13 protein-coding genes are annotated in these 15,936 nt (G+C 70.4%); 7 read left to right on the top strand and 6 right to left on the bottom strand.

Going from position 1 to position 15,936, the window contains the following annotated elements; genetic code table 11:
• Positions 1-42 precede the first annotated feature (42 nt).
• Genes dnaK through QSK39_RS11045 form a run of 4 tightly spaced genes read left to right on the top strand, consistent with a single transcriptional unit; the run spans position 43 to position 4,273 of the window.
• Positions 43-1,923 carry a molecular chaperone DnaK gene (gene dnaK / locus QSK39_RS11060; protein ID WP_285477518.1) on the top strand — a complete coding sequence of 627 codons (1,881 nt, stop codon included), beginning with the start codon at positions 43-45 and terminating at the stop codon, positions 1,921-1,923.
• Entirely contained in the window at positions 1,920-2,627 is a 708-nt protein-coding gene (grpE, locus tag QSK39_RS11055; protein WP_285477517.1) for a nucleotide exchange factor GrpE, read from the top strand. The genes dnaK and grpE overlap by 4 nt, the downstream gene beginning before the upstream one ends.
• Positions 2,628-2,663: 36 nt before the next feature.
• On the top strand, positions 2,664-3,842 hold the full coding sequence (gene dnaJ, locus QSK39_RS11050) for a molecular chaperone DnaJ (protein WP_285477516.1): 1,179 nt from the start codon (positions 2,664-2,666) through the stop codon (positions 3,840-3,842).
• Positions 3,843-3,847: 5 nt separating this feature from the next.
• On the top strand, positions 3,848-4,273 hold the full coding sequence (locus tag QSK39_RS11045) for a heat shock protein transcriptional repressor HspR (RefSeq protein WP_155548123.1): 426 nt from the start codon (positions 3,848-3,850) through the stop codon (positions 4,271-4,273).
• Positions 4,274-4,324: 51 nt separating this feature from the next.
• Here QSK39_RS11045 and QSK39_RS11040 read toward each other — a convergent pair whose 3' ends face one another.
• The 6 genes from QSK39_RS11040 to QSK39_RS11015 form a co-directional block, all read right to left on the bottom strand.
• Entirely contained in the window at positions 4,325-5,875 is a 1,551-nt protein-coding gene (locus QSK39_RS11040; RefSeq protein WP_285477515.1) for an ABC-F family ATP-binding cassette domain-containing protein, read from the bottom strand.
• Between the two features lie 293 nt (positions 5,876-6,168).
• Positions 6,169-6,702 (bottom strand): DUF305 domain-containing protein, encoded by a 534-nt coding sequence (locus QSK39_RS11035; RefSeq protein ID WP_285477514.1) that lies wholly within the window; start codon positions 6,700-6,702, stop codon positions 6,169-6,171.
• Positions 6,699-7,451 (bottom strand): lytic polysaccharide monooxygenase, encoded by a 753-nt coding sequence (locus QSK39_RS11030; RefSeq protein ID WP_285477513.1) that lies wholly within the window; start codon positions 7,449-7,451, stop codon positions 6,699-6,701. Before QSK39_RS11030 ends, QSK39_RS11035 begins: the two co-directional genes overlap by 4 nt.
• A gap of 145 nt (positions 7,452-7,596) precedes the next feature.
• A complete protein-coding gene (locus QSK39_RS11025) occupies positions 7,597-8,313 on the bottom strand; it encodes a dienelactone hydrolase family protein (protein WP_285477512.1) in 717 nt (238 codons plus the stop codon).
• Between the two features lie 52 nt (positions 8,314-8,365).
• Positions 8,366-9,541, bottom strand: a complete 1,176-nt coding sequence (locus QSK39_RS11020; protein WP_285477511.1) for a globin domain-containing protein — start codon at positions 9,539-9,541, stop codon at positions 8,366-8,368.
• Positions 9,542-9,824: 283 nt separating this feature from the next.
• Positions 9,825-11,000: a globin domain-containing protein gene (locus QSK39_RS11015; RefSeq protein WP_285477510.1), complete on the bottom strand. Its 1,176-nt coding sequence runs from the start codon at positions 10,998-11,000 to the stop codon at positions 9,825-9,827.
• Between the two features lie 320 nt (positions 11,001-11,320).
• On the opposite strand from QSK39_RS11015, the gene QSK39_RS11010 reads away from it, so the two are divergent.
• The 3 genes from QSK39_RS11010 to clpB all read left to right on the top strand — a co-directional run bounded on the left by QSK39_RS11010 (position 11,321) and on the right by clpB (position 15,785).
• The gene (locus QSK39_RS11010; RefSeq protein ID WP_285477509.1) at positions 11,321-11,806 is read left to right on the top strand and encodes a MarR family winged helix-turn-helix transcriptional regulator; all 486 of its coding nucleotides are present in this window, start codon (positions 11,321-11,323) and stop codon (positions 11,804-11,806) included.
• Between the two features lie 100 nt (positions 11,807-11,906).
• On the top strand, positions 11,907-13,094 hold the full coding sequence (locus QSK39_RS11005; RefSeq protein ID WP_285477508.1) for an MFS transporter: 1,188 nt from the start codon (positions 11,907-11,909) through the stop codon (positions 13,092-13,094).
• A 96-nt stretch (positions 13,095-13,190) separates the two neighbouring features.
• Complete coding sequence (gene clpB / locus QSK39_RS11000) at positions 13,191-15,785, top strand: ATP-dependent chaperone ClpB (RefSeq protein WP_285477507.1); 2,595 nt, start codon at positions 13,191-13,193, stop codon at positions 15,783-15,785.
• Positions 15,786-15,936: the final 151 nt, after the last annotated feature.

The raw sequence follows: 15,936 nt of genomic DNA, 5'->3' as shown, positions 1-15,936 counted from the left end.
GCAGGTCACGTACATAGCAGGCTTACACAGGAGGAAAGCACCATGGCGCGAGCGGTCGGCATCGACCTCGGCACGACCAACTCGGTCGTCGCTGTCCTGGAGGGCGGCGAGCCGACGGTCATCGCCAACTCTGAAGGCTCCCGGACCACCCCCTCGATCGTCGCCTTCGCCAAGAACGGTGAAGTGCTGACCGGTCAGCCGGCGAAGAACCAGGCCGTGACGAACGTCGACCGGACGATCCGGTCCGTGAAGCGGCACATCGGCACCGACTGGAAGACCGAGATCGACGGCAAGAACTACACGTCGCAGGAGATCAGCGCCCGGGTGCTGATGAAGCTCAAGCGCGACGCCGAGGCTTACCTGGGCGAGACCATCACCGACGCGGTGATCACCGTTCCGGCGTACTTCGAGGACGCGCAGCGGCAGGCCACCAAGGAGGCCGGGCAGATCGCCGGCCTGAACGTGCTCCGCATCGTCAACGAGCCGACCGCCGCCGCGCTGGCGTACGGCCTGGACAAGGGCGAGAAGGAGCAGACCATCCTGGTCTTCGACCTCGGTGGTGGCACCTTCGACGTCTCGCTGCTGGAGATCGGCGAGGGCGTCGTCGAGGTCCGCGCGACCTCCGGTGACAACCACCTCGGTGGTGACGACTGGGACGAGCGCATCGTCAAGTGGCTGGTCGACAAGTTCAAGGCCACGAACGGCATCGACCTCACCAAGGACAAGATGGCGCTGCAGCGCATCCGCGAGGCGGCGGAGAAGGCGAAGATCGAGCTGTCCAGCTCGAACTCGGCCGGCATCAACCTGCCCTACATCACGGTCGACGCCGACAAGAACCCGCTGTTCCTCGACGAGCAGCTCTCGCGCGCCGAGTTCCAGAAGATCACCTCGGACCTGCTCGAGCGCACCCGGAACCCGTTCAACAACGTGATCCGCGACGCGAACATCGCCGTCGGCGACATCGACCACGTCGTGCTCGTCGGTGGTTCCACCCGCATGCCGGCCGTGTCCGACCTGGTCAAGGAGCTGACTGGCGGCCGCGAGCCGAACAAGGGCGTGAACCCGGACGAGGTCGTCGCGGTGGGCGCGGCCCTGCAGGCCGGTGTCCTGAAGGGCGAGGTCAAGGACGTCCTGCTGCTGGACGTGACCCCGCTGTCGCTGGGCATCGAGACCAAGGGTGGCGTGTTCACCAAGCTCATCGAGCGCAACACCACGATCCCGACGAAGCGCTCGGAGATCTTCTCCACCGCGGACGACAACCAGCCGTCGGTGCAGATCCAGGTGTTCCAGGGTGAGCGCGAGATCGCCGCGCACAACAAGAAGCTCGGCATGTTCGAGCTGACCGGTCTCCCGCCCGCCCCGCGTGGCGTGCCGCAGATCGAGGTCACCTTCGACATCGACGCGAACGGCATCGTGCACGTCCTGGCCAAGGACCTGGGCACGAACAAGGAGCAGTCGATGACGATCACCGGTGGCTCCGCGCTGCCGAAGGACGACATCGAGCGGATGGTCAAGGACGCCGAGGCGCACGCCGAGGAGGACAAGACCCGTCGCGAAGAGGCCGAGACCCGCAACCAGGCCGAGACGCTGGTCTACCAGACCGAGAAGTTCCTCAAGGACAACGACGACAAGCTGCCCGAGGACCTCAAGGGCAAGGTCAAGTCCGCGATCGACGAGTCGAACGAGGCGCTCAAGGGCACCGACTCGGCGAAGATCCGCGAGTCGATCGAGAAGCTGAACACCGCTTCGCAGGAGCTGGGCACCGCCCTGTACGCCAACGCGAACGCCGACTCGGCCGCGGGTGCGGCCGGCGCCGAAGGCTTCCCGGGTGCGGCCGGTGGCGACGCCGGTGCGGCCGGCGGCCAGGCCAAGGCCGATGACGTGGTGGACGCCGAGATCGTCGAAGAGGACGAGAAGAAGTGACCCACAGCTACGACGAATCCGAGAACCAGGGCCGCGGCCCCGAGGAGCCGGTGGTCGTGCGGGATCGGCGGCGGGTGGACCCCCAGACCGGGCAGGTTCGCCCGCCCGGTCCGGCCCACGCCGCGCCGGAGCCGGAGGAAGCGCCCGTGGAGCACGCGGGCCCCTCGCTCGGCGAGTCCATTGTGGACGACTCGGTGTCGGTGGTCTCCGACGTCGAGAAGGAGCTGGCCGAGCGCACCGCCGACCTCCAGCGCCTGCAGGCGGAGTACGCCAACTACCGCAAGCGCGTCGAGCGTGACCGCGAGGCGGTCGTGATCGGCGCGAAGGCGACGGTGGTGAACGACTTGCTGCCGCTGCTCGACGACCTCGAGCGGGCCGACCAGCACGGTGACCTCACCGGGGCGTTCAAGGCCGTCGGCGACAAGCTGATCAGCGGCCTGCAGCGCGCGGGGCTCGAGTCGTTCGGCAGCGAGGGCGAGGCCTTCGACCCGAGCGTGCACGAGGCCGTGCAGCACAACACCTCGCCGGACGTGGCGGGCCCGACGGTGACCGTGGTCATGCGCCGCGGCTACCGCTTCGGCGACCGGGTCCTGCGGGCGGCGCTGGTCGGGGTCACCGACCACGAGCCCGGCGGCCCGGCGGAGCACCCGCCCGTCGGTGGCGAGCTGCCGCTCGGCGGCGGACTCGATGACCAGCAGCAGTAAGCAGTATCCGGTTCACCTGGAAGGAGGAGGCGCCCGATGAGTGCTCGGGAATGGGTCGGCAAGGATTTCTACCGTGAACTGGGCGTCTCCTCCGACGCCACGGCCGACGAGATCAAGAAGGCCTACCGCAAGCTGGCCAAGGAGAACCACCCGGACGCGAACTCCGGCAACGCGCAGGCGGAGCAGAAGTTCAAGGCCGTCTCCGAGGCCTACGGCGTGCTTTCCGACGCGAGCAAGCGCAAGGAGTACGACGAGGCGCGGCGGCTGTTCGGCGGCGGGGGCGGTTTCAACTTCCCCGGCGGCGGTGGCGCCGGCGGCTTCGACATGGGCGACATCTTCGGCCAAGCCGGCGGTGCGGGCCAGCAGCAGGGCTTCGGCGGGCTCGGCGACATCCTCGGCGGGCTGTTCGGCCGCGGCCGGGCGTCGGCGGGCGCGACGGCGAACCGGCCGCAGCGCGGGGCCGACGTCGAGACGGACGTCCGGATCGACTTCGTCGAGGCGGTCAAGGGCGCGACCCTGCCGCTGCGGCTGTCGAGCCCGGCGACCTGTTCGACGTGCGGCGGCAACGGCGCGAAGCCGGGTACGTCGCCGCGGACCTGCCCGACCTGTTCCGGTTCGGGACTGGTCAGCCGAAGCCAGGGCGCGTTCGCGTTCTCGGAGCCGTGCCGTGACTGCCGCGGCCGCGGGCAGATCATCGACGACCCGTGCCCCGAGTGCGGTGGCGAAGGCGTCAGCACGCGGACCCGCACGCTGACCGTCCGGATCCCGCCGGGCGTCGACGACGACCAGCGGATCCGGCTGGCCGGTCAGGGCGAACCGGGCCGGGGTGGCGCGCAGGCGGGCGACTTGTACGTCCGGGTGCACGTGGCTCCGCACGCGCTGTTCGGCCGCAAGCCGAAGTCGCTCGACCTGACGCTCACCGTGCCGGTGGACTTCACCGAGCTGACGCTCGGCACCACGATCACGGTGCCGACGCTGGACGGCAAGGTCTCGCTCAAGGTGCCGCCGGGTACCGCGAGCGGGCGCGTGCTGCGCGTGCGCGGCAAGGGCATCGCCAAGCGCGACGGCTCACAAGGTGATCTGCTCGTCACCCTCACCGCGGCGATTCCCGCCAAACTGGACGACAAGGCGCGCGAAGCACTGCAGGCGTACGCCGAGTCGATGGCCGGGCACGACCCCCGGCCCGAGATCACTGAGCTGCTCGAAGGCAGGTGAGTGGGATGTTCGGCGGGATTCCCCAGGAAGGGGACGAAGAGACCCCGGTGTTCGTCATCTCGGTGGCGGCACAGCTCGCCGGGATGCACGCGCAGACGTTGCGCACCTACGACCGGCAGGGCCTGGTGTCGCCGGGCCGCACGTCCGGCGGGGGGCGGCGCTACTCGATGCGGGACATCGCGCTGCTGCGCGAAGTCCAGCGCCTGTCGCAGGAGGACGGCGTCAACCTGGCCGGCATCAAGCGCATCATCGAGCTGGAGAACCAGGTCGACGCGCTGCGGGCCCGGCTCGCCGAGCTGACCGAAGAACTGGCCGCGGCGTACGTCGCGGGGGAACAGGCCGCAGCGGCGGCGCACGCGTCCTACCGCCGGGACCTGGTGCCGCTCAACCAGCAGACCGCGATGGTGGTCTGGCGGCCCAAGCGCCGCTGACGTTCCGACGCACCGAAGGCCTCCCCGGGTGACCGGGGAGGCCTTTGTGCGTCAGAGGTCCAGCCGTGGCCAGTCCGCGAGGTCGCGCAGCATCCGGCGGTCGTGCGTCGCCACGACCACCGCGGCCGGGGTTTCGAGCAAGGCCTCGGTCAGCTCCTCGACGAGCACCGCCGACAAGTGGTTGGTCGGCTCGTCGAAGACGAGGACGTCCGGGCGGCCGGCCAAGCGCAGGGCCAGGTCGAGCCGCCGCTGCTGGCCTTGGGACATGCGGCCGACCGGCGTGCGCAGGGCTTCGGCGTCGAGCAGGCCCATGGCCGAAAGCGGCACACCCGCACGCTCGAACAGCCGGCGAGCGGTGAACTCTTCCGGCCACGCCGGGACTTCCTGGCCGATCAGGGCCACTTTCGCGCCGGGCAGGTGCCGGACCGAACCCGTCGTCGGCGTGAGCTCGCCGGCGAGCGCGGACAGCAGTGTCGACTTGCCCGCACCGTTCTCACCGGTGACGAGCAGGCGGTCGCCGCGGTCGAGGGACAGCGTCACCGGTCCGGCGAGGCGGCCGGCGACGCCGACGTCGTGCAGGCGGACCAGAGCTCGGGCGCCGGAGCCGAGATCGGGCCACCGCAACGACAACGGCGGCTCGGGCACGGTCACGCGGTGCGCCTCCAGCGCCGCCCGCTCCCGGTTGAGCGCCTGGACGACGCCGGGTGCGCGGGACTGGCGCTGGTGCCGTCCGGTGCCCTTGTCCGGCCGCCAGCCCGTGCTGAGCCGGTCGCGCGCCTGCGACACCGCGAGCGTGAGCTGCCGGTGCGTGTCCTGCTGTTCCTCGAACTCCTGCACCCAGCGTTCGCGGTCGCGGCGGCGGCCGTCCTGCCAGGCTTGATAGCCGCCGGCGTAGCTGCGCGGACGGCCGTCCTGGCTGGGGTCGAGGTCGAGGAACTCGGTCGCGACGTCGCTGAGCAGCGCCCGGTCGTGGCTGACCAGCGCGACGCCGCCGTCGTGGCCGCGCAGGCGGTCGGTGAGGAACGCGAGGCCGGCGGCGTCGAGGTGGTTGCCGGGCTCGTCGAGCAGCAGGAAGTCGTGCCGCGCACCGAGCAGGCAGGCCAGGCGCACGCGGTAGCGCTGCCCGACCGAGAGCGTGCCGAGCTCGCGAGTCCGGTCGGCGCAGGCGCCGAGGGCTTCGAGGGCGACGTCGACACGGCGTTCGGCGTCCCACGCGTCGAGGCGCGTGGCCGCGTCGAGTGCGGCGGCGTAGCGGTCTTCGGTGTAGTTCTCGGCTGCCGCGTCGAGCGCTCGCAAGGCGTCTTCGGCGTCGCGCAAGGCTTCGGTGGTCAGCGTGCCGACGGTCTCGCCGGACCGGAAGGGCAACGCCTGCCGGGCGACGCCGACGGTGCCGGTCCGGTGGACGGTGCCGTGGTCGGGCGCCCGAAATCCGGCGAGGACGTGCAGCAGCGTGGTCTTGCCGCGCCCGTTCTCGCCGACGATCGCCAGCCGTGACCGGGCCGAAACGGTGACGCTCACGTCGTGCAGGACGCGACGGGAGCCGAGCGTGACGCCGACGCGCTCCGCGCGCAGGTGGGCGTGTTCGGGCAGGAGGGAAGTCAAGGGATGCTCCGCAGCTCTGGAGGGAGCCGGGCAGCACGAGAGGGGCCGCCCGGCAAGGCCGGAACGGCGGGCAGGGAAACGAGATCGGTGCGCCGCCGTCAGCGGCGACTGCGCAACCTCGCGAAGACGGCGAAGGAGAACGTCATGATCGCGAGGCTAGTGCGGTGCGGAGATGCGGCCAACCGAATTTCGACGCGCGGAAGGCGGCCCGCGGGCAAGCCGGGCCGCCACGCCGGCCGCGGGCAGCCGGGCAGGTGGCTGCCCGCGGCCGGCACCTTTGCGCCGCGGGGGCGTCAAACCTTGAAGTTCAGCAGCTGCTTGACCTCCGCCGTCCGTGACTCGATGACCCGACGGGCCAGATCGCGGGCCTGGGCGTTGACTCCGCCGCTCGCTCCGTTCTCCGTCTGGGCCAGCTCGACCGCTCCCTGCTGCTGGCCGGTCAGCACGTCGAGGAACTTGCGCGAGAACTCACCGGAAGGAGCCGTCCGGAGTGTGCCCAGCAGGTCCGGGGAGGTCATCTTCATGCCGCCGTGGCCTGCGTGGGCCTGGGGGTTCATGTCCATCGTCTCGGGCTGGCCCCAGTCGCGCAGCCAGCGCTTCATGTCGTCGACCTCGGTGAGCTGCGTCGATTCGATCGCCGCTGCCAGCTCCTTCAGGGACGGTGGCAACGCGTGGTCGCGAGCCAGGCGGACGATCTCGATGCCTTGCTGGTTCTGGGGGATCAGCATCTGCAGGAACATCACGTCGGCCGCGTTGTACGCGGGCGGGGCCGCCGTCGCGCTGCAGCCGGTCAGCAGCAGCGCGACGACAGCCAGCCACACTCTCACTGGCGCTGCCACAGCGCCGGGGTGTTCGGCGGCTCCCAGCCCGCGATCGCCGTGTGCGGCTGGAGGCAGCGGTAGCTCACGCCGTTGTACGTCACCACGTCGCCGGCCTTGTACGCCGTTCCCGCCGCCCACGTACCGCTCGAAGGCGGCGTCGTCGGGGTGGTGGTCGGCGGGCGGGTCGTCGTCGGGGGCGGGGTCGTCGTGGTCGGCGGCGGGGTCGTTCCGCCGCCGCCGATCTGGAGGTCGACGCAGCTGTAGAACGCGTTGGCCGTGTCGGAGATGTTCCAGATCGCCAGCACCTTCACCCGGCCCGAGTACCCGGCCAGGTTCACCGTGTGCTGCACCGTCGCCGGGGGCTGCTGGTTGTTGCCGTTGAACGACGCGACGAGCGTGTTGCCGACGTAGTACTCGTAGCTCTTCGTGGCGTGCCGGGCGGTGAACACCCAGTTGAACGTCACCGAAGTGCCGACCGACTTGGCCGGCCACGGCTTCGACTCGTCGGCCAGCTCGGCGAACTGCGACAGCCCGGCGTTGCAGCTGCGCAGGCCCTTGGGGCCTTCGACGCTCTGGGGTTCGTAGACGATCTGGCCGCAGTTCGGCACCTTTCCGGCCGCGCAGTTGGCCTGCCGGCTGGGCGGGTCCGAGATGTAACCGTGGGCGCTCGCGGTGGTGGCGGGGAGGACGACGACCAGCACCGGGGCGAGCAGAACACCGGCAGCGGCCGCGAAGAGCTTGCGATTCCAGGTCATTTCGGCTCCTCGAGGGGGAACAGCGTTGTTCCGGAGGGAGGACGAGCGAGCACATCCGGGGAAGATGTGGTCTAGACCATAAGGCGATTCGGGCACAACGGTCAACAAACAACAGCCGTTCGGAGACTTCGCTAGCCCGCTCGGCTCAGTGCGAAGGTCGGGGCGGTTGCTGCAGGTGTTCGCCGAAGAACGACGTCACCCGGCGCCACGCGTCTTCCGACGCCTCGTGGTGGTAGGTGAACCCGACGACCTTGAGCAGCAGGTTCAGCGGCGGCGCGACCTCGATCTTGTTCGCGAAGCCGTGGCTCGCGCCGGCGTACTCCTTGACGTCGTGCGGGATCTCACGCTCGGTGAGCGCCGTCTCGAGCTTGGCCGCCGCGCCGCGCAGCGAGAAGTCCTTCTTGCCGAAGCTCGCGACGATCGGGCACGCGTCGTCGAGCACGGACAGGTTCTTCGGCAGCTGCCCGTAGTAGGGCGCCGACGCCTCGAAGCCGCGTGACGCCGCGACGAGCGCGAAGCCGCCGCCCATGCAGAACCCGGCGATGCCGATGCGGCCCGAGCAGTCCTCCCGCGCGGCCAGCAGCGAACGCGACGCCTCGATGTCGTCGAAGGTCCGGCCCTGGTTGGCGAACATGTCGGAGAACACGCGGCGGACGCACCGGCGGAAGCCGCCGCGCGAGTACAGGTCGGGGCTCAGCGCGAGGTAGCCCGCAGCGGCGAAGCGGTCGGTGATGTTCTTCGTGTCCTGGCTCAGCCCGAACGCGTCGTGGATGAGCACCACGCCCGGGTGCGGGCCCTCGCCCGCGGGCTCCGCCAGGTAGCCGCCGATGGTCCCGTCCGGAACCGGAATGGTCATCTCCATATCGGCAACATAGCGAGAATCCGGCTCGCACGCGCGGCCTGCTGAGAGTTCCTCAGTCCAGGGTGAACGGGTCGAAGCGGATGCGTTCGAGCTCGATGCCGGTGGTCAGCAGCTTCGCGATCGTCGCCCGGATCATCGGGGGCGAGCCGGAGACGAGGATGTCGTGGTCCTTCCAGGCGCCACGCTGGGTCACCGCGTGGGCGAGCGTGCCGCGGTCGCCGCCGGGGATCGCGCCCTCCTCGGTCACCGGGGTCACCGTCAGCCACTTCGACACCGCGGTCAGCCGGCGGAGGTCGTCCAGCGCGTAGAGGTCCTCGGGTCTTCTGCCGCCGAAGAACAGGTGCACCGGCGGGTTGCGCTTCCAGTGCGCGAGGTCGTCGAGGATCGAGACGAACGGGGTGACGCCGGTCCCGCCGGCGATCATCAGCAGTTTCTTCCGGGTGGCGGTCGGGCGCACGTTGAGCGTGCCCATCGCCGGTCCGAGCCGCCACGTGTCCCCCTGCTTGGTGTGGTTGACGATGGCGCCGCTGACCCAGCCGCCGGGCACCGCGCGCACGTGGAACGTCATCTGGCCATCGCCGCGCGGCGCGGTCGCCGGCGAGAGGTAGCGCCACATCCGCGGCCGCTGCGGCACCTCCACGCTCACGTAGCTGCCGGCCCGGAACGGCAGCAGTCCCTCGGTCTGCACCCGGACCATCGCGACGTCGCGGGACAGCTTGCGGTGGTCGAGCACCCGCGCCGTCCACGACGCCGGCCCGGTCTCGGCCTGCGCGGCCTCGCGCATGGTCTTCGCGATGAGCCCGTACGCCGTCGTCCACGCGGCCTCCACCTCGTGCGTCCACTTCTGCTTGAGGAACCGTTTCAGCGCGGCCAGCAGGGCGATGCCGACGGCGTCGTAGTGGCGGGAGACGACGGCGAACTTGCGGTGGTCGCGGCCCAGCTGCCCGAGGAACGTGGTCAGCTCGTCGGGCCGGTCGACCATCTGCACCACGTAGACGAGCGCGCGCAGCAACCGGCTCCGCTGGTTCGCCATCGTGATCGGGAACATGTCGCGGCATTCCGGCGCGACCACGAACAACACGCCGTAGAAGTACTGCGCCACTTCGTCGGCTTTCGGTTCGATCTCCGCAAAACTTTCACGAATCAGCCGGGCTAGTTCGCGACCTTCCACGGTCGAAACGGGAACGGTCTTGGGCGGTGCGGAGATCTTCACGGATTCAGCAGTCATCGGGAACGGTAATCTCCAGTCCTGCAAAGGCTTTTTGAGTGCCGTGCGTGCGGCGTCGCCGTGCGGTGCCGCCCCCGAGGGTTTCCGACTGTAGGCGAATTCCCGTGCAGATGCGCGTGATTCCGCGCGGTCCGCTCGAACGGAGCAATTTCGCCACACCGGGTAAACCCCGGCTGGCGCTGGGTAAAAACGATCACCCGGATGGTTTACGCGGAGTGCGTAACAATTCCCGTCGTTCGTTCGATTTGTGCATCGGACCGGTGCGCCCGCAATTGACGGGGTGCTAGTCGATCGTGAACGGGTCGTACTGGATCTGGTCCAGCGCGCTGCCCGCGACCAGCATGCGCGACACCGTCGCGCGGATCATCGCCGGCGAGCCGGACACGAGGACGTCGTGGTCCGGCCAGGCGCCGTACCGCGTGATCGCCTCGGCCAGCGTCCCCTGCTCGAACCCGGGGACGTCGCCGCCGCGCTCCACCACCGGCGTCACGTTCAGCCAGGGGTTGGTCGACGCGAGCGCGCGCAGTTCCTCGAGGTCGTAGAGGTCTTCCCGGGCCGGCCCGCCGTAGAACAGCCAGGTCTTCGGGTTCTCGCCCCACAACGCGAGGTGGTCGAGGATCGACCGCAGCGGCGCGATGCCTGTCCCGCCCGCGATCATCAGCACGCCCCGTGACGTCTCGCGGTCGACCGCCAGCCTGCCGAGCGGCGGGCCGAGCCGCCAGACGTCGCCGGGCTGGGTGTGGCTGACTATCGCCCTGGACACCCAGCCGCCGTCGATCGCGCGGACGTGGAACTCGATGCCGCCGTCCTCGCGCGGTGCGTTCGCCGGCGAGAGGTAGCGCCACAGCCGCGGCCGCTGCGGGACTTCGACGCTCACGTACTGGCCGGGGTGGTAGGGCACGGGCTGGTGGGGCATCAGCCGCACCAGCGCGAGGTCCCAGGTCAGCCGCCGGTGCTCGACCACGGTGGCCTGCCACGACGGCGGGTTCGTGTCGGACGCGGCGGCGTCCTGCATGGCCCGCGCGGCGATGGTGAACGCCTCCGCCCAGGCCCGCTCGACCTCGGGTGTCCACTCCCGGCCGAGGTGGTTCTTGAGCGACGCCAGCAGCGCGGTGCCGACGGCTTCGTAGTGCCGGGGCACCACGCCGAACTTGCGGTGGTCGCGGCCCAGCTGGCGCAGGAACGGCGCGAGGTCGTCGGGCCGGTCCACCATCTGCACGATGTGCACCAGCGCGCGCACCAGCCGGCCGCGCTGGATCTCCATGTTGATCGGGAAGAAGTCGCGCGTGGTCGGTGCGAGGGTGAACAGCATCCCGTAGAAGAACTGGGAGATGTCCGCGATGTACGGCTCCGACTTCGCCCAGCTGTCGCGGATGAGCTGGACCATCGCGACGACGGCGGCGGGCGCCTCACGCGGCGAAGAAGACCTGGGGAGCGGGCTGACCGAGTCGGCTGTCATGGGGTGGAGTTCGCTCGCTGGGGACGGATGGACGACGGCACCCGATCATTCCCCGCCGGCCCGCGCGCGGTGACGGCAGTTTCGCTCACAGCCGCCTCCTCGCTCCTTCGTCACCACGTCCACCTCGTCACTCTTCGGGGCCTCGCGCGGGCCCGTCCGCAGGGTAGCTGTCGACCGCCCTTTTGCCTGCATTGTTGCTCCGACCGGGTGTACTGCGTCCGGTCACGGCGTGGGCGACCTCACCAGGGTGATCCTTGCTCGCGCAAGCGATGGGCAATAAACTTGTATTGCACAAGTAATAGCTGTGGCAGGAGGGTCCGATGGGCTTCGACGACACCGGCGACGACGTCCGGGTCGAGCTCATGCGCGAGCTGAAGACCGCGTCGCAGCTCCAGCACGCCTGGATCATGCAGGCCTGGCAGGACCAGCCGGGGTTGCACCCGGCGGCCGCGATGCTGCTGTCCGACCTCGCGAAGAACGGCGAAGCCAGGCCGTCCGAGCTGGCCAAACGCCGGTTCGTCGACCTGTCGGTGGTCAGCAGGCAGATCACGCAGCTGTCCGCGGCCGGGCTGGTCGACCGCCGTCCCGCGCCGGAAGACGGCCGCGCGTCCCTGGTGAGCGTGTCCGAGAAGGGCCGGGAAGAGCTCGCCCGCTGGCGCGCCAACTACCTGGAGTTCATGGAGCAGGCGCTCGGCGGCTGGGACGACGAGCGCGTCACCGACCTCATCGGCCGGCTCGCCGAGATGAACGCCGACCTCCGCCGCGCGCTCGGCAGCGCCGCCTGCTTGGCCGACACGACCAAGTGACGCACTGACGCCGCGAGAACACCGCCAGTGGCATCGGGCCCGCAGGAATGTCTCCGTTCGGTCCTGACTTGGCGGTGTGCCAGGGAGTTAACGTCGAAGGGTGACGCGTAGCCGGGTGGCGCTGCTGTGCGCGCTGGGAACCGACAACTTCGGCTCGGGTCTTTTCCTCCCCTTGGCACTGGTCTACGTGACGCAGGTGGTCGGCGTGCCGCTCGCGGTGGCCGGGACGGCCGTCACGCTCGGTACCGTCGGCGGGCTCGTCGTGCCGCCGCTGGCCGGCCGGCTCGTGGACCGCGTCGGGCCGCGGGTCGTGGTCATCGGCGCCCAGCTGCTGCAGGCCGCCGGCGCGGTCGCGTACCTGCTCGCCGACGGCGTGGGCCCGGTGGTGGCCGCCGCGGTCCTGCTCGCCGCCGGCCAGCAGCTGTTCTACAGCTCCCTGTTCGTGCTCATCGCCGACGTCGCGGGGGACGTCCCGAAGGATCGGCCGTTCGCCGAGGTGGGGATGGTGCGGGCCGGCTGCTTCGGCCTCGGCGGGCTCGTCGCGGGGGCGTTGCTGACCTGGCTCGGCGCGGGCGGCTACCGGATCGCGCTCCTCCTCGACGTCGCGACGTTCTTCGTGGCCGCGTCGATCCTCGCCGTGTTCGTCCGGCTCGCGCGGCCGCACCGGCGGCACTGCGAACGGTCGGTCAAGGTGCTGCGCGACCGGCCGTACCTCGCCCTGATCCTCTTCAGCGGCCTGTTCGGCCTCTCGCTCGAGTTCTTCCTGATCGGCACGCCGGTGTTCGTGCTCGACCGGATGCACGGCCCGGCCTGGCTGCCCGGCGCGATCCTGGCCCTGCTGACCGTGCTGACCAGCGTCGGCGGCACGCTCGCGCTCCGGCTCACCGCCCACCTGAGCCGGATCACGGCGATGCGCGCGGGCTCGGCGCTGTTCGCCGCGTGGTGCCTGGTCAGCCTCGGCGTGCTGCTCGTGCCCGACGGCTGGCGGGTGGCCTACCTGCTGGCGTCGACGCTGATCTTCGCCGCCGGTGACCTGGTCTTCGGCCCGCGTTCGGGTGCTCTCGCCGAGGCCGCGGCACCTCCGATGGCCCGCGGCCGTTATCTCGCTGCGTACCAGTACGCGTTCACCATGGCGCAGGTCCTCGCGCCCGCCGTGGTGGCGTTGTTCTCGGTGGCCGACTGGTTACCCTGGGTGCTGGTCGGGGCGTGTGCGGGCCTCGCCGTGGCCGGGCTCGGGATGCTCGGATCGCGGTTGCCCGCCGACGCCGTCGCACCCGGTCAGAGTTGAGCGGAACAGACTCAAGTTTTCGTGCGTTAAGGATAGTGTCAGGTCACGGTCAGGCCTGTCACCAGGACTTTTGAAGTATCGAGCATGAGGTGAGGGATGGACGCTTTCAACCCGACCACGAAGACCCAGCAGGCGATCTCGTCCGCGGCGCAGGCGGCCACCATGGCCGGCAACCCGCACGTGTCGGCCGCCCACCTGCTGGGTGCCCTGCTGGCGCAGGGTGAGGGGCTGACCGCACCGCTGCTGACCGCGGTCGGGGCCGACCCGGGGGTGGTGCACAAGGAGCTCGAGCCGCTCATCGCGGCACTGCCGTCCGCGACCGGCGCGACGGTGTCGAGCCCGCAGTTCGACACCTTCGCGGTCAAGTCGCTGACGCACGCGCAGAAGCTCGCGACCGAGCTGGGCGACGAGTACGTCTCGACCGAGCACCTGCTCGTCGGGCTCGCGACCGAAGGCGGCCAGGTGGCCGACCTGCTCAAGCGCCACGGCGCGACGCCGGACGCGCTGCGCGAGGCGTTCGTCAAGGTCCGCGGCTCCGCCCGGATCACCAGCGAGGACCCGGAGAGCACGTTCAAGGCGCTCGAGAAGTACGGCGTCGACCTCACCGCGCGTGCCCGCGCCGGCGAGCTCGACCCGGTCATCGGGCGCGACACCGAGATCCGCCGCGTCGTGCAGGTGCTGTCGCGGCGCACGAAGAACAACCCGGTCCTGATCGGCGAGCCGGGCGTCGGCAAGACGGCCATCGTCGAAGGGCTGGCCCAGCGCATCGTCGCCGGGGACGTGCCGGAGTCGCTGCGCGGCAAGCGCGTCGTCGCCCTCGACCTCGGGTCGATGGTGGCCGGCGCGAAGTTCCGCGGCGAGTTCGAGGAGCGGCTGAAGGCCGTGCTCAAGGAGATCACCGACTCCGCGGGTGAGGTCGTCACGTTCATCGACGAGCTGCACACGATCGTCGGCGCCGGCGCGACCGGTGAAGGCGCGATGGACGCCGGCAACATGATCAAGCCGATGCTCGCCCGCGGTGAGTTGCGGATGGTCGGCGCGACCACGCTCGACGAGTACCGCCAGCACATCGAGAAGGACGCCGCCCTGGAGCGGCGCTTCCAGCAGGTGCTGGTCGGCGAGCCGTCGCCGGAGGACACCATCGCGATCCTGCGCGGGCTGAAGGAGCGCTACGAGGTGCACCACGGTGTCCGGATCACGGACGCCGCCTTGGTCGCCGCCGCGACGCTGTCCGACCGCTACATCACCGCGCGCTTCCTGCCGGACAAGGCCATCGACCTGGTCGACGAGGCCGCGTCCAAGCTGCGCATGGAGATCGACTCGCGGCCGGTGGAGATCGACGAGGTCGAACGCGCTGTCCGGCGCCTCGAGATCGAGGAGATGGCGCTCGCCAAGGAGAGCGACGCGGCTTCGAAGGACCGGCTCAACGCGTTGCGCGCCGAGCTGGCCGAGAAGCGCGAGACGCTGACGGCGCTGACCGCGCGGTGGCAGAACGAGAAGGGCTCCATCGAGAAGGTCCGCGAGCTCAAGGAGCAGCTGGAGCAGCTGCGCGGTGAGTCCGAGCGTGCCGAGCGCGACGGCGACCTCGGCAAGGCCGCCGAGCTGCGCTACGGCCGGATCCCGGCGCTGGAGAAGGAGTTCGAAGCGGCCACCGCGGCGAGCGAGGCCAGCCAGCAGAACGTGATGCTCAAGGAAGAGGTCGGCAGTGACGACATTGCCGACGTCGTCGCTTCCTGGACCGGCATCCCGGCGGGCCGGCTGCTCGAGGGCGAGACCGGCAAGCTGCTCCGGATGGAAGAGGAGCTGGGCCGGCGCGTCATCGGGCAGACCGAAGCCGTGCAGGTCGTGGCGGACGCGGTGCGCCGCGCCCGGGCCGGCGTCGCCGACCCCGACCGCCCGACCGGCTCGTTCCTGTTCCTCGGCCCGACCGGCGTCGGCAAGACCGAGCTGGCGAAGGCGCTGGCCGAGTTCCTGTTCGACGACGAGCGCGCGATCCAGCGGATCGACATGAGCGAGTACGCCGAGAAGCACTCGGTGGCGCGCCTGGTCGGTGCCCCGCCGGGGTACGTCGGGTACGACCAGGGCGGGCAGCTGACCGAGGCCGTCCGGCGCCGGCCGTACTCGGTGGTGCTGCTCGACGAGGTCGAGAAGGCCCACCCGGACGTCTTCGACGTGCTGCTGCAGGTCCTCGACGACGGGCGGCTGACCGACGGCCAGGGCCGGACGGTGGACTTCCGCAACACCATCCTGATCCTGACCTCGAACCTCGGGTCGCAGGCCATCGCCGACCCTTCGCTGGACGAACGCCAGCGGCGGGACGCGGTGCTGAACGTGGTGCAGCGGCAGTTCAAGCCGGAGTTCCTCAACCGGCTCGACGACATCGTCGTGTTCCACTCGCTCGGCACCGAGCAGCTGACGTCCATTGTGGACATCCAGGTGGCGCGGCTGGCGGCGCGGCTGGCCCAGCGCCGGCTGAACCTGGAGGTCACCGACGGCGCCCGCGAGTGGCTCGCCCTCAACGGCTTCGACCCGATCTACGGCGCCCGCCCGCTGCGGCGGCTGGTCCAGTCGGCGATCGGCGACAAGCTGGCGAAGGAGCTGCTGTCGGGTGAAGTCCGCGACGGCGACACGGTCCGGGTGGACATCCCGGACATCGAGGCCGGGGACGCGCTGACGGTCACCCGCGTCTGAAGTTCACCGAGCGGAGGGGCACCTTCCTGGACACGACGTCCACGGGGTGCCCCTCCTGGCGTTCACCGGCCGTCCAAAGTGGCCGGAGATAGCGATTTGTCGACCCGGGAACGGGGAATTGGTCCGAACGGGCCCGGCGACACGGGTACCG

This window comes from Amycolatopsis sp. NBRC 101858 (genome assembly GCF_030269325.1).
Lineage (GTDB): Bacteria > Actinomycetota > Actinomycetes > Mycobacteriales > Pseudonocardiaceae > Amycolatopsis > Amycolatopsis ponsaeliensis.
Note: the sequence above shows the minus strand (reverse complement) of the source record. Positions and strands in the feature narration are given on the sequence as shown.